At 31.9% G+C, this 19,707-nt stretch carries 18 protein-coding genes; 17 read left to right on the forward strand and 1 reads right to left on the reverse strand.

Annotation, left to right across the window (positions count from 1 at the left end; genetic code table 11):
* Positions 1–2: 2 nt before the first annotated feature.
* The gene (locus GPZ88_RS08150; RefSeq protein ID WP_039697075.1) at positions 3–911 is read right to left on the reverse strand and encodes a LysR family transcriptional regulator; all 909 of its coding nucleotides are present in this window, start codon (positions 909–911) and stop codon (positions 3–5) included.
* Between the two features lie 489 nt (positions 912–1,400).
* Here GPZ88_RS08150 and GPZ88_RS08155 point away from each other — a divergent pair, with 489 nt between their 5' ends.
* From GPZ88_RS08155 to rfbD, 17 genes are all read left to right on the forward strand, one after another.
* Positions 1,401–2,516, forward strand: a complete 1,116-nt coding sequence (locus GPZ88_RS08155) for a polysaccharide pyruvyl transferase family protein (protein ID WP_166044013.1) — start codon at positions 1,401–1,403, stop codon at positions 2,514–2,516.
* A 6-nt stretch (positions 2,517–2,522) separates the two neighbouring features.
* The gene (locus GPZ88_RS08160) at positions 2,523–3,938 is read left to right on the forward strand and encodes a lipopolysaccharide biosynthesis protein (protein ID WP_074639182.1); all 1,416 of its coding nucleotides are present in this window, start codon (positions 2,523–2,525) and stop codon (positions 3,936–3,938) included.
* A gap of 2 nt (positions 3,939–3,940) precedes the next feature.
* Positions 3,941–4,951 (forward strand): glycosyltransferase family 2 protein, encoded by a 1,011-nt coding sequence (locus tag GPZ88_RS08165; protein ID WP_074639181.1) that lies wholly within the window; start codon positions 3,941–3,943, stop codon positions 4,949–4,951.
* Positions 4,948–5,754, forward strand: coding sequence for an SDR family NAD(P)-dependent oxidoreductase (locus GPZ88_RS08170; protein WP_074639180.1), 807 nt, complete (start codon positions 4,948–4,950; stop codon positions 5,752–5,754). The genes GPZ88_RS08165 and GPZ88_RS08170 overlap by 4 nt, the downstream gene beginning before the upstream one ends.
* A gap of 17 nt (positions 5,755–5,771) precedes the next feature.
* Entirely contained in the window at positions 5,772–7,286 is a 1,515-nt protein-coding gene (gene cpsA / locus GPZ88_RS08175; protein ID WP_166044379.1) for an LCP family glycopolymer transferase CpsA, read from the forward strand.
* A 5-nt stretch (positions 7,287–7,291) separates the two neighbouring features.
* Positions 7,292–8,023 carry a capsular polysaccharide biosynthesis protein Cps4B gene (cps4B, locus tag GPZ88_RS08180; protein WP_074639179.1) on the forward strand — a complete coding sequence of 244 codons (732 nt, stop codon included), beginning with the start codon at positions 7,292–7,294 and terminating at the stop codon, positions 8,021–8,023.
* Positions 8,024–8,031: 8 nt separating this feature from the next.
* Positions 8,032–8,724: a Wzz/FepE/Etk N-terminal domain-containing protein gene (locus tag GPZ88_RS08185; protein WP_074639178.1), complete on the forward strand. Its 693-nt coding sequence runs from the start codon at positions 8,032–8,034 to the stop codon at positions 8,722–8,724.
* Positions 8,725–8,744: 20 nt separating this feature from the next.
* Positions 8,745–9,527, forward strand: coding sequence for a tyrosine-protein kinase (locus GPZ88_RS08190; RefSeq protein ID WP_166044015.1), 783 nt, complete (start codon positions 8,745–8,747; stop codon positions 9,525–9,527).
* A 34-nt stretch (positions 9,528–9,561) separates the two neighbouring features.
* Positions 9,562–10,938 carry a sugar transferase gene (locus GPZ88_RS08195; RefSeq protein ID WP_166044017.1) on the forward strand — a complete coding sequence of 459 codons (1,377 nt, stop codon included), beginning with the start codon at positions 9,562–9,564 and terminating at the stop codon, positions 10,936–10,938.
* 40 nt (positions 10,939–10,978) lie between these two features.
* Positions 10,979–12,112: a glycosyltransferase family 1 protein gene (locus GPZ88_RS08200; protein WP_074639175.1), complete on the forward strand. Its 1,134-nt coding sequence runs from the start codon at positions 10,979–10,981 to the stop codon at positions 12,110–12,112.
* A gap of 54 nt (positions 12,113–12,166) precedes the next feature.
* Positions 12,167–13,183 carry a DUF6625 family protein gene (locus GPZ88_RS08205; RefSeq protein WP_074639174.1) on the forward strand — a complete coding sequence of 339 codons (1,017 nt, stop codon included), beginning with the start codon at positions 12,167–12,169 and terminating at the stop codon, positions 13,181–13,183.
* Between the two features lies 1 nt (position 13,184).
* Positions 13,185–14,150: a glycosyltransferase gene (locus tag GPZ88_RS08210; protein WP_159428375.1), complete on the forward strand. Its 966-nt coding sequence runs from the start codon at positions 13,185–13,187 to the stop codon at positions 14,148–14,150.
* Positions 14,135–15,040, forward strand: coding sequence for a glycosyltransferase (locus tag GPZ88_RS08215; RefSeq protein ID WP_166044019.1), 906 nt, complete (start codon positions 14,135–14,137; stop codon positions 15,038–15,040). Before GPZ88_RS08210 ends, GPZ88_RS08215 begins: the two co-directional genes overlap by 16 nt.
* 78 nt (positions 15,041–15,118) lie before the next feature.
* Positions 15,119–16,153 carry an EpsG family protein gene (locus GPZ88_RS08220; RefSeq protein WP_240915115.1) on the forward strand — a complete coding sequence of 345 codons (1,035 nt, stop codon included), beginning with the start codon at positions 15,119–15,121 and terminating at the stop codon, positions 16,151–16,153.
* A 12-nt stretch (positions 16,154–16,165) separates the two neighbouring features.
* Positions 16,166–17,218, forward strand: a complete 1,053-nt coding sequence (locus GPZ88_RS08225; protein WP_074639170.1) for a glycosyltransferase family 4 protein — start codon at positions 16,166–16,168, stop codon at positions 17,216–17,218.
* A 110-nt stretch (positions 17,219–17,328) separates the two neighbouring features.
* Positions 17,329–18,528 carry an acyltransferase family protein gene (locus GPZ88_RS08230; RefSeq protein ID WP_166044023.1) on the forward strand — a complete coding sequence of 400 codons (1,200 nt, stop codon included), beginning with the start codon at positions 17,329–17,331 and terminating at the stop codon, positions 18,526–18,528.
* 231 nt (positions 18,529–18,759) lie between these two features.
* On the forward strand, positions 18,760–19,614 hold the full coding sequence (gene rfbD, locus GPZ88_RS08235; protein WP_024344189.1) for a dTDP-4-dehydrorhamnose reductase: 855 nt from the start codon (positions 18,760–18,762) through the stop codon (positions 19,612–19,614).
* Positions 19,615–19,707 lie beyond the last annotated feature (93 nt).

Genomic DNA, 19,707 nt, shown 5'->3' on the forward strand with positions numbered 1-19,707 from the left:
TTTTATTTATCAAATTGTACTTCTTCAAGTAAGTAATCGATAAAGCGTTCCCCCATTTTTGAGAGGTTAGCTTTTTCGTGGCGAATGTAGACAATATCAATCATATCTTCAACGTCAAGCGGAATTGAGACGATGTCATCGCCGTTGAGGTTGCTATTTAAGATACCTGTAGCGATAGTGTAACCATCAAGACCAATCAAGAGATTAAAAAGCGTCGCGCGGTCACTGACAACGATTGATTTTTTGTGTGGAATTTGTGACAAGATTTCTTCAGAGAAGTAAAAAGAGTTATGAATCCCTTGATCGTAGCTAAGATAAGGAAATTCTTCCAAATCTTCCATAGTCACAAGTGACTTTTCAGCTAGCGGATTGTTTTTGCTGACAAAAATGTGCGGACGAGTCTTAAAAAGACTCGTATAAGTCAAATGATTATCATCAAACATCTTGGTCAAGACATCGCGGTTATAGCTGTTTAGGAAAAGCACTCCGATTTCAGAACGAAAATTTTTGACGTCATCAATGATTTCATACGTTCGGGTTTCACGAAGGAAAAGCTCGTAACGTGTCATATCTGTCTTTTTCAGAAGGGAAACAAAAGCATTGACGACAAAAGCATAGTGCTGCGCTGAGACGCTAAAAAGCTCACGGTTGGTATTTTTACTCTTATAACGTTCCTCGAGAAGTGCTGTCTGCTCAAGGATTTGACGCGCATAAGAAAGAAACTCAACCCCGTCTTTAGTTAGAGTGATTCCCTTAGGATTACGAATGAAAATCTCAATCCCCATCTCGCGTTCCAAATCACGAACGGCATTTGATAGACTGGGTTGTGTGATGAAGAGTTGCTTTGCTGCCTCGTTCATACTGCCTGTTTCCACGATTTTAACGATGTAATGTAATTGTTGTATTCTCATAGCCTTAGTTTAGCTCAAAATCGCAAATCCCGCAAGTAGTGGAAATGTAGTAGATGTGAAAGCGATAAAAAAACGAACTTTTCGATTAAAGGTTTAGATAAAAATAGAATGATTTTTTCTAATGATTGCGCTTGCCGTTTTAATAGTGGGAATAATGTTTTGTTTGGAAAGGCTCTCTAAAAATGGACGAAATTTTAAAAATGTACAAAAAGAAGCGTCTAAAACCGAACAATTACATAAAGATGACTTTTTTTCAAAAACGTAACCAAAACGTAACAAACTCATAAAAATGGTATTTTTAAAGGAAGTAAAACGTTGTCAAAACTAATATTTATTAAAAGTATACGAATTATCATGTAAAATTTCAGATTTTTTTGAAATTGCAATAACTCTTGTAAAGTGCTAAAATAGGAACGTTAGTGAAATCTTTCGAATTGCACTATAAGTGCAAAATTTCGTGGAATTACGAAAAAATATTTGGGGAGTTATATGAAAAAAATCGGATTAGTTACACTGTATAGAGATAATTTTGGGTCAATTCTTCAAGCATATTCTACATATTCATATGTAGAAAAGTGTGGAGCATGTTGTAAAATTATTAGTGCAACATATGATAGAACAATAATTGATAAAATAAAGAGATTACCCTTTTTAGCAATTAAATCTATAAGATATCCAGAATTTTTTATTAATAGAAAGAAAATGAGAAAATTATCTAAACTTGAACTTAACTTATTGTCTGAGAATACTCAGAAAAAAATGTCTGAGTTTGTTGAGGAAGTGTTCCTTGTAGAAAAATGTAATATAGATAAACTTGCAAAATTAGATGAAAAATTCGATTTCTTTATTACTGGGAGTGATCAAGTTTGGAATGGCTATAATAGTCTGGGGTTCTTAACTTTTACGAGTAGGGATAAAAAAATTACTTTGGCACCAAGTTTTGGTACGAAAAATGTTAAAACTTATTATCGTAACGATGTAAAAAAAGCTCTTAATGAATTTGACTTTATTTCTGTTAGAGAAGAGTCTGGAGAAAAAATAGTAAGGGAATTAACTGGAAAAGAGGCGTATAGGTTACCAGATCCAACATTGATAATGTCGAAAAAACAATGGAGAGAATTTGCTCAACAAGGAATTCAAGAAGAAAACTATATACTTCTTCACTTTTTAAATAAACCTAATAAAGTAGCTATTGAGACAATAAATTCTTTTTTGAAAAAGTACAATTGCCGAGTGTTTGGTATCTGTAATGACTATAAGGAATATGAAGAATTGGCTAATTATCAATTTATCGATATAGGTCCGTATGATTATGTGTCTTTAATTGAGGGTGCTATGTATGTATTCACAGATTCATTTCATTCAACTTTATTTTCTTTGAATTTAGAAACACAATTTTTAACTTTTGAACGTCAGTATTTGCACGGAAATTCTCAAAGTAGTAGAATAATTGATTTACTACGTAGAGTTGATATGAGTGAAAGATTTGTTGAAGGAGAATTGAAATTTAATTTTGAAGAGGAAAAGAAGTGGAATTCAGATTCTTTATTCAACACAGAACGTTACAAAATAAGAGATTATTTAAAAAAATCTATAGAAGGATAATTAAGCATGAAAAGTTATAAATATCTGTTTAAAAATATCGGATTGTTAACTTTGAGTCAATTTGGAACAAAACTATTGGTTTTCTTTCTAGTTCCGTTGTATACAAATGTTTTAACTACATCTGAGTATGGAACATATGATTTATTTAATACAACAATCAGTTTATTGATTCCTGTTGTTACACTAAATATAAGCGATGCCGTCTTATTGTTTAGTTTGGAAGAAAAGGATAAGCATTCAGAAGCTTTTTCTATTGGATTGAAGTATTCTTTAGCGGGGTTCCTTTTATCGATCATATTTCTGGCTTTTAATTACATATTCGGTATTTTTCCGACAGTTAATAAGTATTGGTATTACTTTCCTGTACTATTTATTCTTACGGCAATTAATACTTTCTTTTCTGCATTTGCTAGGGGAATAGAAAGAGTTAAAGAAACCGCCATAGGAGGGGTTATATGCTCAGCTACTATGATTGCATGTAATTTATTTCTTTTACTTGTTTTAAGAATAGGACTTCATGGCTATTTTGTTGCAAATATATTAGGGATATCTGCGCAAATTATTTATCTGTTTATATCTTGTAGACTGTGGTTGTATATAACACCTGAAATAGATAAGAGACTTGAAGGGGATATGAGAAATTATTCTATCCCTTTAATTGCTAATAATGTTGGATGGTGGATTAATAATAGTTCAGATAGGTATATTGTTACTTGGTTACTTGGAGTTTCAGAAATGGGGATATATTCAGTTGGCTATAAAATCCCCTCAATTTTGAATATGTTTCAAACTATTTTTAGTCAAGCTTGGACAATGTCGGCAGTAAGGGATTTTGATTCAGAAGATAGAAATGGATTTTTTTCAAAGGTATACAATTTTTATAATTGCGGAATGGTATTGATTTGTTCTTGTATTATAATCACCTCTCGAATACTTGCCCATTTCTTATACTCGAAAGATTTTTTTGTCGCTTGGAAATACGTACCTTTTTTGACAATTGCCATTGTTTTTGGTTCTTTGGCAGGATTTCTTGGTGGAATTTTTGCGGCAACTAAGGATTCAAAACTATTTGGAAATTCTACATTAGCAGGTGCTTTATTGAATATTATTTTAAATATAATTCTTGTATATTTTATCGGTACTTTAGGTTCTGCAATTGCAACACTTATTTCTTATTATGTAGTGTGGTTAATCCGTATAGAACATGTAAAGAAGCATATTAGTTTAAAGATAAACTTACTGAACCATTACTTTTCCTATATCGTACTAGTAATTCAGGGTGCACTGTTATTATTTTTTAGCGACTGTTTTAAGTTATATGTAGTAGAAATAATGCTATTTATCTTTTTGCTTATGATGTACAGTAAAATTTTGAGTGATATTTGGAATAAAATGATTAAAAAAATAAATTTTGGGAGATAATTATGAGTGATATAAAGGTTTCATTAATTGTAGCAATATATAAATCTGAGAAATTTTTACCTAAATTGCTTGATTCTATTATTAATCAAACGTATAATAATTTGGAAATAATTTTAGTTGATGATGGCTCGCCAGATAATAGTGGAAAAATATGCGATGAATATTCTGAAAGAGATGATAGAATTAAAGTAATTCATAAAAAAAATGGTGGCGCTTGTGAAGCAAGAAATGATGGATTAGCTGCGGTTACTGGTGATTATGTAGCTATTATTGATGGAGATGATTGGTTAGAACTAGATTTCGTGGAGTATTTATTAAATATTGCTTTAACGACTAATTCAGATATGGCTTTATCCGATAAAATTTTTACAACGAGGGATAGAAAACAAACCGAAAACGATAAAATCGAAGTATGGTCAGCAGCTGAAGCGGCTACAGCAATTATTTATCCAAAAATGGAAATTGGTCCGTGGAACAAACTATATAAGACAGAATTACTTAAAAATAACAATATTTTATTTTCAGTTCCATGGTCTGGTGAGGGGTTGTATTTTTCATCAACAGCGGCACAGTACTCGAATCAAGTAGGTGTAGGGCATAGAAAAGTATATAATTACAGGTTGAATAATGTAAATTCAGGGCTTACTAATTTTAAATTAGAGATGGGGCTAAATGCAGAATGGAATATAAAAAATATAAAAAATCATCTTATAATACAAGATAAAAAATTGCAAGAAGCTTGTAATTATCATATATGGAAAAATCAAGAGTATGTTATTTATTTGATTATTGCTACAGATACATTGAAGCAAAATAAATCAAAATATTATGAATGTAAAAAAAATATGTTAAAGCTTCTTCCTGGTCGCCTTATTCATAGTGACCTAACTTTTAAGAATAAAGTTAGTATGATTTTAAGAACAGTATTTACTGTTACTACAGCAAAACGTTCTATAAGGAAAAATAGGGCAGCTTTGGCGAAAGATGTGATGAATTGGGAAGTGAAATTATGAGTTTGAAATCTAAAATAAAAAAAATTATTTCTCGCAAAGAATATACCCCTATTATTTGTCCGATTTCAGAGAGAAATGAGTTTAATAATAAAGTAGCTCTTATTTCAGGTGGAACTGGTGGAATTGGATTGTCAATTGCAAAATCCCTAAGAGAATCAGGATGCGATGTTGTAGTTGCAGGAACTAATAGGAAAAAATTAGCTTCTCTAGAAATAGAGGGCTTTGATACGCTTGTTATGGATTATTCAAAACCAGAATCATTTAATGATATTATAAAGAAAATAGTTGATGAGCATAAAAAGTTAGATATATTTATTAACTCTGCTGGTGTTCACACTGAAAATGTGGATTTTTGGACAATGACACCAAGTGAATTTGATAGAGTAATGGATATTAATTTAAAAGGAACTTTTTTTGCGTGTCAAGCTATTGGAAAATATATGCAAGAAAATAATGTTAAAGGAAGTATTTTACTAGTTTCTTCATCCAGAGGAGCAGAGCCTGCTTGGTCACCATACGGAATTTCAAAATGGGGAATTAATGGCTTAACAAAAGGGTTAGCCAAAATATTTTCTTCTTATGGCATTAATGTTAATGCGATTGCTCCGGGGTCTACTGCTACAAGTTTGATTGGAATTAAAGAAGGCGATTCAATTTCTTCTGACGAAAATAATTATGGACGTTTAGTGATGCCGGAAGAGGTTGCAACAATTGCAAAGATACTTGTAAGTGATGCTGGGAAGATGGTTGATGGAGAGGTGATACATGTAGCTGCTGGAAGAGGAACTTTTGAATTTAGATGATAATGATTGGAGAAAAAATGCCGACTTACTCACATCATCATGGTAGTCACCATGGTCACCATCACAGTAGTCATCATAAGCACCATAAGAGCTCACGGCGGCGCTCTCGGTTTGCTGATTTGAAGATTGTGAATGCGGCGCTTTTAGTCTTGTATGCTGTGCTTGCTGGTCTTGCCACTTATATGATGTATGCTCATCATATCTTGGCATTTAGACATCTTAACGTTGTTTATACTATTATATTAGTAGCTATTTTTGCTTTGTGTTTAACATTGAGCATTCTTAAAAAGAGCAGGGTTTTAACAACTGTCCTTTTGGTTGTCTTTTCAATCATTGCTGCAGTATCCCTCTTTGCCTTTAAGTCATTGGTTGATGTAGCACATAATATGAATGAAACGGCTTCTTACTCAGAGATTGAGATGAGTGTGGTTGTTCCAAGTAATAGCTCAGTTAATGATGTATCTGACCTCACAAGTGTTCAAGCACCGACAGATGCTGATGGTAGCAATATCAATGAACTGTTGTCTCATATTAAGTCAGAAAAGGGAGTAGACTTAGTAACAGAAAAAGTTGATTCTTATCAAGCTGCTTATGAGAACTTAGTTAATGGCTCAAGCAAGGCAATGGTCTTTAACAGTGCTTATTCAAGCTTGCTTGAAATGTCTTACGAGAATTTCCAATCAAATCTTAAGACCATCTATTCTTATAAGATTAAGACAAGTATCAAAGATGAAGCCAAAGCTCATGATTCAAATGTCTTTAACATTTACATCAGTGGTATTGATACCTATGGTTCAATCTCAACGGTCTCACGTTCAGACGTCAACTTAATCTTAACAGTTAATATGAATACTCATAAGATTTTGATGACGGAAACGCCTCGTGATGCTTATGTTAAGATTCCAGATGGCGGTGCTGATCAATACGATAAATTAACCCACGCTGGTATCTATGGTGTTGAAACCTCAGAGAAAACTCTTGAAAACCTCTATGGCATCACCATTGACTACTATGCTCGTCTTAACTTTGATTCCTTCTTGAAGTTGATTGATGCACTAGGTGGTGTAACGGTTTATAATAGTCAGGCATTTACAAGTCTTCATGGTAACTATGATTTTCCAGTTGGAAATGTGACTCTTGATTCGGATAAAGCTCTTGCTTTTGTTCGTGAACGTTATAGTCTTGAACATGGTGACTATGATCGCGGTAATAACCAGATGAAAGTCATCCAAGCTATTCTCAATAAAATGACTTCGTTATCATCAGTCTCAAACTACTCATCAGTTATTTCGAATGTTCAAGATTCTATCCAGACAAATATGAAACTGGATACCATGATGAAGTTAGTTAATACTCAACTGGATTCAGGTAAGAAATTTACGGTAACGTCACAAGAAGTCACTGGTACAGGTTCAACTGGTCAATTAACTTCTTATGCGATGCCATCATCAAGCCTTTATATGATTCAGCTAGATGATGCTAGTGTTGCTAAAGCTTCGCAAGCCATTAAAGATGTTATGGAAGGTAAATAAGTTAGATGATAGATATTCACTCGCACATCGTCTTTGATGTGGATGATGGTCCCTCTACTATAGAAGAAAGTTTAGCCCTTATTGGTGAAAGCTATCGCCAAGGGGTGCGGACCATTGTCTCAACTTCTCATCGTAGACGTGATTTATTTAAGACCCCAGAAGAGAAAATCTTTGCTAACTTTAAGCAAGTTAAAGAAGCAGCAGAAGCTAAGTTTAAGGATTTAGAAATTCTATATGGTGGAGAACTCTACTATAACAATGCTCTGCTTGATAAGTTAGAACATCATAAAGTTCCTCGGATGGCAGATACTCAGTTTGCTTTGATTGAGTTTAGCATGACAACGCCATGGAAAGAGATTCATGAGGCAGTCAATAAAGTTCTCATGCTTGGTGTGACACCAATCATTGCTCATATCGAACGGTACAATGCGCTTGAAAATCAAGAAGACCGTGTACGTGAATTGATTAACATGGGCTGCTACACACAGATTAATAGTGTCCATGTCTTAAAGCCAAGACTCTTTGGTGATAAGAATCGTGTCTTTAAGAAACGAGCACGTTATTTCTTAGAAAAAAATCTAGTTCACATCGTAGCAAGTGATATGCATAACTTAGGACTTCGTCCACCTTACATGGATCAAGCACGTGAAATTATCACCAAAGATTTTGGTAGAAAACGTGCTTACGCCCTTTTTGAAGGAAATGCGAAAACCTTATTAGAAAATAAAGATTTATAGGAGTTTATATGAATACAAATGACAAAGCAAGTATCGAAATTGACGTTTTGTACTTGTTAAGAAAGTTATGGAGTAAAAAATTCTTCATCGTTTTTGTTGGCCTTTTGGTTGGGACAATTGCTTTACTAGGTAGTGTTTTCTTCATTAAACCAAAATACACTTCAATAACACGCATCTATGTGGTTAGCCGAAGTAGCGATACGGCAAATTTAACTAACCAAGATCTTCAAGCCGGAGCTTACTTGGTTAACGACTACAAAGAAGTCATCACATCAAGTGAAGTCTTATCATCAGTTATTGACCAAGAAAAACTTTCAATGTCATCAGGTGCACTTTCTAAGGAAATTGTAGTCAATATTCCAACAGATACACGTGTGATTTCTATCTCAGTCACTGATACAGATGCCCAAAGAGCTTGTGATATTGCAAATACAGTTCGACAAGTAGCCGCTGAAAAGATCAAAGCTGTCACAAAAGTAGATGACGTGACAACACTTGAGTCTGCGACAAAACCAAGCCACCCATCATCACCAAATGTTAAGAAAAATGCTGCTATTGGTGCTCTTGCTGGAGTCTTCTTAGCAGTTGTTGGTATCTTGGTTGCGGAAGTGCTTGATGATCGTGTGCGTCGTCCAGAAGATATTGAAGAAGTCCTTGGTATGACCCTTCTTGGTGTGGTGCCAGACGTCGATAAATTATAAGGAAAGGAATTGTATAACTCATGCCACAATTAGAATTAGTTAGAGCAAAAGCTCAAATGGTTAAATCGCTGGAAGAATATTACAATTCTATCCGTACCAATATCCAATTTAGCGGGCGTAATCTTAAAGTGATTACTTTAACATCTGCTCAACCAAGTGAAGGTAAATCAATGACTGCGACAAACTTAGCCATCTCCTTTGCAAAAGCAGGTTTTCGCACTCTTTTGATTGATGCTGATACGCGTCACTCTGTTATGTCAGGAACTTTTAAATCACAAGAACGCTACGAAGGCTTATCAAGTTACCTATCAGGTAATGCAGAGCTATCTGATGTTATCTGTGATACGACAGTTGATAATCTTATGGTCATCCTAGCAGGGAAGATTCCACCGAATCCAACATCACTGATTCAAAATGATAACTATGATAAGATGATTGAGACTGTCCGTGATCTTTATGATTATGTCATTATCGATACACCGCCACTTGGTCGTGTGGTTGATGCCGCCATCATCGCTCACAGTTCAGATGCTAGCCTTTTGGTCACAAAACCTGGTGTCGATAAACGTCGTACTATTACAAAACTTAAAGATCAACTAGAACAAAGTGGTTCAGTATTCCTAGGAGTTATTCTTAATCGCTTTGACTTTAAAGCTGATAAGTATGGCTATGGATATGGCTACGGTTACGGCTATGGATATGGCTACGGTTACGGCTATGGATATGGCTACGGTTATGGAAAATACGGTAAAGATGAAAAAGAAAAGTCAGATAAATCTAGCCGTAAAAAAGCTAAAAATTAAGCTATATATGTAAAGTTTGAAAGGGATAGGGAGAATGTATAGCGAAGATTCGAAAAAGAAAGTTTATTATCTTCTATCTGACATTGTAGCGCTATTAGTAGCTTATAAGATTTTGGCCAGTTTTTATCCCTATCACTTTTTTGGGAGTAATTTCTTTGGCATCATCTTTGCAGCTCTTCTAGCTCTTATCAGTGTCATGAATGATGAGTATTCAAATGTTTTAAATAGAGGTTATTTTCAAGAGTTTAAAGCATCAATTGTCTATGGTACTAGAACAGTTGTTCTGCTGTCATTAGTTCTGATTTTAGGAAAATTTAGATTCATCCATGATATTGCAAGTATGTCTTATTATTTCTTGGTGTATCTTTTCCTTGTTGTGACGGCTTTAGTATTTCTAGGACGAATTTTTGTCAAAAGCTGTCTTAAACCTAAGAAATCAGATTCTAAGAAAATTCTTTTGGTGACAGATTTTAGTGACGAAGACAAACTTGAAGAAGTACTAAAAAGTAACAACTATCAAGTTCTTGCTTATGTTAGTCACAATAAGCGTAGCGATTTGGAGTACCCAGTTATCTGGGAAGTCGATGAGATTCGTGATTTTGTCGCTAACCATCAGGTTGATGAAATTTTTATCAATACTAATTATCAGAGTGATTTTAGAGAAATTGGTCGTTATATCAGACTACTTGGTATTCCAACGACCATTAAAGCTGGTAATCTGTCTGATTATTATGTCTCAGATAGTGTTGTTAAAAAACTTGGCAATCTAACCTTTGTCACAACAGCGGTCAATATCGTCAAATGCCGTCAGTTGATTCTTAAACGTTTACTTGATATCGTTGGAGCCTTAGCTGGTATTATTCTAACAGGAATTGCTGCTATTATCATCGCTCCGATTGTCAAGAAAGAATCACCCGGTCCTTTAATCTTTAAGCAGAAAAGGGTCGGCAAAAACGGTAAAGTTTTTGACATTTACAAGTTCCGCAGTATGTATACAGATGCTGAGGAGCGTAAAAAAGAATTGTTAGCGCAGAATGATTTGGATACTAATTTGATGTTCAAGATGGAAGATGACCCTCGAATCTTTCCATTTGGGCACAAGCTTCGCGATTGGTCTATTGATGAGTTACCACAATTCATCAATGTCCTAAAAGGTGACATGTCTCTTGTCGGGACACGTCCGCCAACGCTTGATGAATACCATCATTATGAATTACATCATTTCAAACGATTAACTACAAAGCCTGGTATCACAGGACTTTGGCAAGTTAGTGGTCGTAGTGATATCACTGATTTTGAGGAAGTTGTCGCACTTGATATGAAGTATATTCAAGATTGGAGCTTTAGCGAAGATATCAAAATCCTCGCAAAAACAGTTAAAGTAGTATTGAAGAGAGAGGGAAGCAGATAACACCTGCAACTCTCTTTTATTTTTTAGAAAGGAATTTTGATTGATTAAGGAAAAACCAGTTAGAGTAGCTCATATTATTGGGAAATGGGTTGGTGGTGGAGTGGAATCTGTTGTTATGAATTATTATCGTCATATTGATAGATCGAAGATTCAATTTGATTTTATTTGTGATGATGATTCAACGAATATTCCTTATGATGAGATAAAAGAATTAGGTGGAAAAGTTATTCTTGTTCCTCCATATCAAAAAGTTATTAAGTATCATAGAGAGTTAAAGAAAATACTAAAAAATGGAAAATACCAAATAGTTCACTCTCATATAAATACACTGTCTGTTTTTAGTTTGTTTGCTGCTAAAAGAGCGGGTGTGAAAGTAAGAATCGCTCATTCTCATTCAACTACCAACAAAAGAGAGAAAAAGAAAAATCTGTTAAAACAAATTTTACGACCATTTAGTAAAGTTTTTGCAACAGACTATATGTGTTGTTCGGAGTTGGCTGGTAGGTGGTTGTTTGGAAATAAAACTTACGATGAGGGGAAAGTTTATTTATTAAATAATGCTGTTGATTTGAAAATTTTTCATTATGATGAAAATCTTCGTAAGGCAAAGAGAAAAGAACTGATGATACATAACAGTACTTTGGTGATTGGTCATATTGGAAGATTTGTTGAGCAGAAAAATCACTCATTTTTGATAGATATTTTTTTTGAGATTCATAAAAAATATAGTGATTCTATTTTGTTACTAGCTGGTCAAGGTCCATTATTAGAGGCAGTAAAAAGAAAGGTTGAAACGCTTTCGCTTTCTGATTGTGTATTTTTTTTGGGACAAAGGAGCGATGTTCATGAGTTATATCAAGTATATGATGTATTTGTTCTTCCGTCACTTTACGAAGGATTGCCTGTGGTTGGTGTAGAAGCACAAGCAACAGGACTTTTGTGTTATTTTTCTAAAGATATGACAAAAGAGACAAAAATTTTAGAATCAACTATATTTAAGCCACTTGACACTTCTGCAAAAGATTGGTCTGAAAATATTTTATCGTCTTTTCAATCGCATAGAAGAGATCATACTGATAAAATAGTTTCAAGAAAAGGATTTGATATATTGGATGAATCTCATAAGTTATTAGGTAAATATCTTGGCATGATAGAGTCAGAGATTGAAAACTAAAATATTACCTTAAACAAGTTGTATTAATAAAAAAGGAAAATTGGTCAAAGAAGAATGAATAAATGTTTGTTTATAATATGTTGGTTTGGAAAACTTCCTGATTATTTTGAAGTTTGGTTAAAAAGTGTTGAATTTAATGGGGATTTTGACTTTTTAATTTTAACAGATGATATTTACAGTGGAAAGTTACCTAAAAATGTTTTTCTGAAAGAATATACTTTGTTTGATTTTTCTAAGAATGCACGTAAGATTTTGGGAAAAAATATAAACATTAAAAGGCCTTATAGAATTTGTGACTTTAGACCTATGTTTGGTTTATTATTTAAAGACTATATTAAAGATTATGATTTCTGGGGATACTGTGATCTAGATTTAATATTTGGAAAGTTATCTGATTTTATAACAAACGATATTTTAAACAGTAATGATGCACTATTTAATGCTGGACATCTGACATTGATTAGAAATAGCGAAGAGACTAACTGTTTATTTATGTTGCGTGGTGGATGTTTTTCTTATAGGACTGTAGTGAAACGAGATGCTATTTTTGCATTTGATGAATGTACTGGGATTCAGAGGATTGCAAGGAAAAATAATTTAAAAGCACATTATGGATTAAATTTTATCGATGCTGATACTAAATATCGACAGCTGACATCAAGAAGCGCCAAAAATAATCCGAAAAATCAAGCTTATTATTGGGAGGAAGGTAATTTGTATAGATGTAAAGCAGAGAACAATGAGGTTTTTTATCAAAAAATTGCTTATATTCATATGCAAAAGAGAAAAATTAACAAATTTAATATTTCAAAAGATAGCTTCTGGATTTGTCCTGAAGGTTATATTGATAAATCTTATATTGGTAAACCATTAATTAATGATCTATTAAAAACCAATCCTTATGATGGGGAGGTTTCGCGTAATTTTATGGTGAGAAAATATAAGGTAAGGAAGATAAAAGAATTATTGTCACGAAGTTTATTTCAAATTTTTGTTAGAGTTAAGCAAGAGATGGTAGGGATTAATAATAGTGATTCTTCAATCACTAATGAAAAATGGTATAGGTATTGAAATGAAAAAATTAACGTCAACTGTGGTTGTTGCATTGTACAATGGGGAAAAATTTATTATTGAACAGTTAGATTCAATCAAAAATCAAACTAGAATGCCTGATGAGGTTTTAATATGTGATGACGGCTCTACTGATAATTCAGTTGAAATTGTGTCAAATTATTTAAAGAAAAATAACTTAAAAAATTGGAAAATCGTAGAAAACCCATATAATAAAGGCTATGCTAAAAATTTTATTGATATGATTGATGATGCAAAATATGAAATTGTTTTTTTGAGTGATCAGGATGATATTTGGAAAAGTGATAAAATAGAAAATATGTTATCTGTCATGGAATCAAATATGCAGGTAGATTTATTATCTGGAGCTAATGATTTTGAGGTCATAGAGGGTAAACATTCTAATGTAGAAGTGATGGAAACAAATACTATGAAATTCAATGGTTCTGTTGAAAAAGTTAAACAAAACAAAAAGAACATGCACATTCAAAGATCGGGATGTTTAATGTGTGTTAGAAAATCCTTTTTTAATACTATAAAAAATTATTGGATTTTAGATTGGGCACATGATGATTTTTTGTGGAAATATGCGATGTTAAACGATTCTTGTTTTTACTTGCATAAATTAACGATTACTCGTAGATTACATAATAACAACACATCAAGAAATAGTAGCAAAAAAAATAGGAATAAAGAAGCACGAATTTTACAGTTGAAGAAAATGATAAGGCAGAATAATGCTGTTATTACATATATAGATAAGAATCCTAGAGTTTCAGATGAAGAAGATTTTTTCCGTATGTTTAATAAAGCCATTGAGAATAGGATTAAATTTTTAAAAACTAAGAATATATTCTTATTTTTTGAATTAGCGATAGTTTATAGGGAGTATTATCCAAGAATTAAAGGATTGTTTCTAGATTTTGGTATTGCGTATTTAGGAGAAAAAATATGTCAAAAATTTTAGTGATGATGTCCACGTATAATGGGAGTCTTTATATAAAAGAGCAACTTGATTCTGTTATTAATCAAAAAGAGGTTGATGTTGATATTTTTATAAGAGACGATGGTTCAAGTGATAAAACAATTTCTATAATAAAGGAGTATTGTAAGAATTGTAATAATATTCATTTTGAACAAGGTGATAATTTGAAACCATCTGGAAGTTTTATGTGGTTAATACAGAATAGTGCTATACAAAATTATGATTATTTTGCTTTTTGTGATCAAGATGATGTTTGGCTTGAAGATAAATTAATTTCTGCAGTTAAACAGATTAAAGATTATGATAAAATACCTGTATTGTATTATTGTGCGACATGTAATGTTGATAAGGAATTGAATGCTATAGGTTCTTTGTACACAGATACTGTTCATACTACATCGTTATTAGATTCGATTGCTACGGGAAGTCTAATACCAGGGTGTACTATGGTGTTTAATAAGGAATTAATGCATTTATTAAAACAAGGAAGTCCTTGTTTTGTCACGATGCATGATACTTGGGCCCACTTAATTTGTTTAAGCTGTGGAGGTACTGTTATTGGTGATTCAACGCCTCATATTTTGTATAGACAACATGAAAATAATGTTATTGGTAGTATGAAAAAAAATGTATTTGAAAGGATTGCTAGAGCAAAAAGAATTGAAAATAAATTTTCTTTGATGGTTAGTGAAATCGGTAAATATTACAAAAGTTATATGAGTAAAGACAATAAAGAAATTATTAATCTAGTTTCAAATTATAAACATAGTTTGTTATTGAAATTTAAACTAATTTTGAAAATACAGAGAAGTAGTCTATCAAATAGTGGTAAGTGCTTCTTTATTTTGAAAATCATTTATGGTTGTTTTTAATGTGGAGCTTGATTTATGTTGTTCTTTATTTTTATTTTATCTACATTTTTGTCACTATTATTTCCTAAATCAAAATTTATGTTTTACTCTTATTTATTTTTATTATGGTTCATAGCTGCTTTTTGCACACAATGTGCGGATAGAGATATCTATATTGCTAGATATTTTAATTATGTGGGATTTCAGAAGCAAACAGAATATGGTTTTAATATTATTATGCTTTTTTTTAATAGCTTAAAAGTTCCTTTTGATTATTTTTTGATGATAATTTATGGATTTATCCTAGGAATATATGCTTGGTTTATAAGGAATAATACTGAACGTTTTTCTTTTGTACTTGGATTATATGGGATATTCTCTTATTGTATAGATATGGTTCAAATTAGAAATAGTCTTGGATTTACATTTGTTCTAATAGGGATTCACCAAATTTTAAAAAATAAAATAGGAAAAGAAGAATATGTAAAGTTTTGTTTTTTCGTTATTATTGGATCTCTCATACATTTTTCGAATATCTTCTTTTTGCTATTCTTATTAAGTAATAGAGTAAGTATAAAAAAGAATTTTAAAGTGGTAATATATACTGCTTTGCTATTAATTATCATTGCAAAGGCTAACTTATTTCAAGTATTGGGTGAGCAAGTAATTGGGAAAAAAATTGATGACATACTTGGAAGAACTATTGATTATTCTTCAAATCAAATAAAAAGTATGATTATTGCTGTTATTATCTCTTTTTTATTGTTGATTAGTACTATATATATTGCTTATAGGAATACAAAGATTGCTTCCAACGAAGGGAGTAATGAAGGAAAAGAGAAAAATGAATTTGTTACTCTGATTATGAATAGTCAAATTATGCTATTTACTACCGTATTAATAATACCGATGATGCCAGATATATATAGAATTCAAAGATATGGTATATTGTTAAACTATCTAGGATGTTCAAAGTATGAGATATCTGATGTTAATAAAAAAGTGATGAATAGTTTTTTTTACAATTTTTTAACAATTATTATTTCAGTATTGCTTTTTTATTTACAAATACAAAAGCTTGGAAATTTTGAATCTACTTTTATGTCACTAATGACTAATAACAAATTCTTGTAATTGGAGGATGAAATGAAGGTAACATTCGTTGTTAAGACTATTCCTAGAAAAATTGGAGGTGGTCCATTAATTATATTTAAATTGGCTAACTTTTTAGCTAGCAAAGGATATGATGTTAATATTCTAGTTGTTAAGCCTGATATGTGGGCGCGGGCACATTTACCAGAAGTATTTAGAAAATTATTAGTACGCCTTAGTGTTAAATTAAGACCGAAGTGGATAGAGCTTGATAGTCGTATTAAAAAGAATGTAGTATTTAGTGATGAAGAAAGAGTTGAAATATCAGATGCAATAATTGCTACTGCAGTTGATACGGCAGAATTTGTTTATAACTTACCGGACATTAATGGAAAAAAGTATTATTTAATTCAGGACTATGAAAATTGGGTGCTTCCTGATAGTAAGGTACAAAATACTTATGGATTTGGAATGACAAATATTACTGTATCAAAATGGTTAAGTAGCATTGTTGATAAATACTCACTCTCTCAATCAATTAATATTTCAAATGGAATTGATACTTCGATTTTTTATTTAAGAAAAAAACTGACTGAGAGGCCACCACATTCAATAGTTTTTCAATATCGCTCAAATTATTCTAAAGGAGGAAAGTATGCCATAAATGTAGCAAAAAGAGTCTATGAATTGTATGATGATGTTGAAATAAATGTTATAAGTAACGAGAAGAGGCCAAGTGATTTCCCAGAATATTTTAATTTTTATCAAAATATTAGTCAAGAAGAGGTTGCAACTATTAATAATAATTCTACTTTATTTTTGTGTACATCTGTGGATGAGGGATTTGGACTTCCAGGATTAGAAGCGATGGCTTGTGGATGTGTAGTTGTTTCAACTGATTATACAGGAGTACATGAATATGCAATTGATAAATATAATGCTTTATTGTCTCCTGTTTGTGATGTAAATGCACTTGTAACAAATATTCAAACGGTATTTGAAAACGAAGAATTAAAGCAGAATCTTAGTAAAAATGGTATTAATACAGGATATGATTCTTCGTTTGAGAATGTCGCTAAAAGGTTTGAAAAAATAATCCATAAATAAACTTAATGGTATTACAAAAATGCTTGATTAGGACAATATAATGTTGTTATTAGTTGTTAGTCTGTAAGTATTTTATTTGTATTACAACAATTTTTGATATATAACGAAAATTGTCAGAATTTATTATATTTAAATTGAAAGGTTGGGCAATGGATTACAAAGAACAAATATTAACTAATCACACACCTAAAGTTCGTAATTCAAGTATTGAATTGCTGAAAATTATCGGTATTATCTTAATTGTAATGAGCCATGTTATTCAAACACTTCATAGTTCTAATAGTATGGTAGGAATGCAAGATTATATATTACATATATCTATAGCAACAACCAATATACAATATTTAATTTTGGCTATGTTGCAATCTAGTGGCTCCTTTGGTAATACCATATTTTTTGTTTGCAGTGCATGGTTTTTATTAGATAGCAGTAAAGTGAATAAGAAAAAGATGTTGCAAATGTTGTTAGATATATGGGTAGTATCTATTGTAATTTTTATTGTTGTTTATTTTTTGAGAAATGGAAATATTGGTTTAGTAATGATTATAAAACAAGTATTTCCTACAACTTTCCAAAATAATTGGTATATGACATGTTATCTACTTTTTTATCCAATACACCCAATATTGAATTGGATAATTAAAAAAATGGATCAAAAAACGTTGTTTAGGACATCTTGTATTTTATCGTTTTTATATATTGGAGTTAATTTTGTACAGGATGGACACTTTTTCACATCTCAATTAATTTTGTGGGTTACAATTTACTTGATGATTGCTTACATGAAATATTACCTTGTTGATATGTCTAATAATATTAAACTTAATATTAGATTATTTATTGTAGGATTTGTAGGAAATTACGGAATAATAGCTTTGACTAATTTTTTAGGACTACACATTGTTGTTTTTAATGATAAACTACTAAGATGGGGGTCTAATTGTAGTCCGTTTATTATATTAATGGTGATCGGTATGTTAAATATTGCTAGAAATATTCATTTTGAAAATAGTATTGTAAATTATATATCGAAGTTATCATTATTGATATATATAATCCACGAAAATATTTTACTTAGAACATACTATAGACCCTTGATGTGGCAATGGGTATATACGAATATGGGGTATAGTCATGTGTTACTTTGGACGATCATTCTTACTGTAATAGTGTTTACTTTTGGATTAGTTGCAAGTATTATATATAAAAATACAATTCAAAAATGCGTTACAAAATTTATTAATGCTGCATATCCGTCATTATGCAAGAAATACACGAAATTTGAAATGCTATTATTAAGACTTCATTGATATAGGCTATAAAAATACAGTGCTATAATTAAGACTTAGCAATGCATAACTAGTGCTAAGTCTTTTTTTATAGTGAAGTTCAATGATAACGAGACGTATTGTTAAAATTTTAGAATTATTTCTAATAAACACCGCTCCTTACTGCTTTTTCTGAAAAAATAGTGTAAAATAGTAGGGAATGATTTAAAAGGTTTACAAGCCTTTAGATATTAAAAAACGAGGAGTGCTAAAATGATTTTAGTTACAGGTGCCAATGGGCAATTAGGAACAGAATTACGTTATCTTTTGGATGAACGTGGTGAGGAGTATGTAGCGGTTGACGTTGCAGAAATGGACATCACTAATGCTGAAAAAGTTGATGAAGTATTTGCACAAGTAAAACCAACACTTGTTTACCACTGTGCGGCTTACACTGCGGTTGATGCTGCTGAAGATGAAGGTAAAGAACTTGATTATGCGATTAACGTAACAGGTACTGAAATCGTAGCTAAAGCTGCAGCAAAATATGGTGCAACTCTTGTTTACATTTCAACTGACTATGTTTTTGATGGTAAAAAACCAGTTGGTCAAGAATGGGAAGTTGATGATACTCCAGATCCTCAAACTGAATATGGTCGTACAAAACGTTTGGGTGAAGAAGCGGTTGAAAAATACGCTAAAAACTTCTACATCATCCGTACTGCATGGGTATTTGGTAACTACGGTAAAAACTTTGTCTTCACAATGCAAAATCTTGCCAAAACTCATGACACATTGACTGTTGTTAATGACCAACACGGTCGTCCAACTTGGACTCGTACTTTGGCAGAATTCATGACTTATTTGACAGAAAACCAAAAAGAATTTGGTTACTACCACTTGTCAAATGATGCTGATGAAGATACAACTTGGTATGACTTCGCGGTTGAAATCTTGAAAGATACTGATGTTGTCGTTAAACCAGTTGATTCAAGTCAATTCCCAGCAAAAGCAAAACGTCCACTTAACTCAACAATGAGTCTTAAAAAAGCAAAAGCTACTGGTTTTGTCATTCCAACATGGCAAGAAGCTTTGCAAGAATTCTACAAACAAGACGTTAAAAAATAATGATTAGAAACGAGGGTTTAAGCCCTCGTTTTTTTATGCGTAAAAGCAGTAATAATTTTAGTATAACAAGAAAAAATGGTATAATAGGGCCAT

It is taken from the genome of Streptococcus ruminicola (assembly GCF_011387195.1).
Taxonomy (GTDB): Bacteria; Bacillota; Bacilli; order Lactobacillales; family Streptococcaceae; genus Streptococcus; species Streptococcus ruminicola.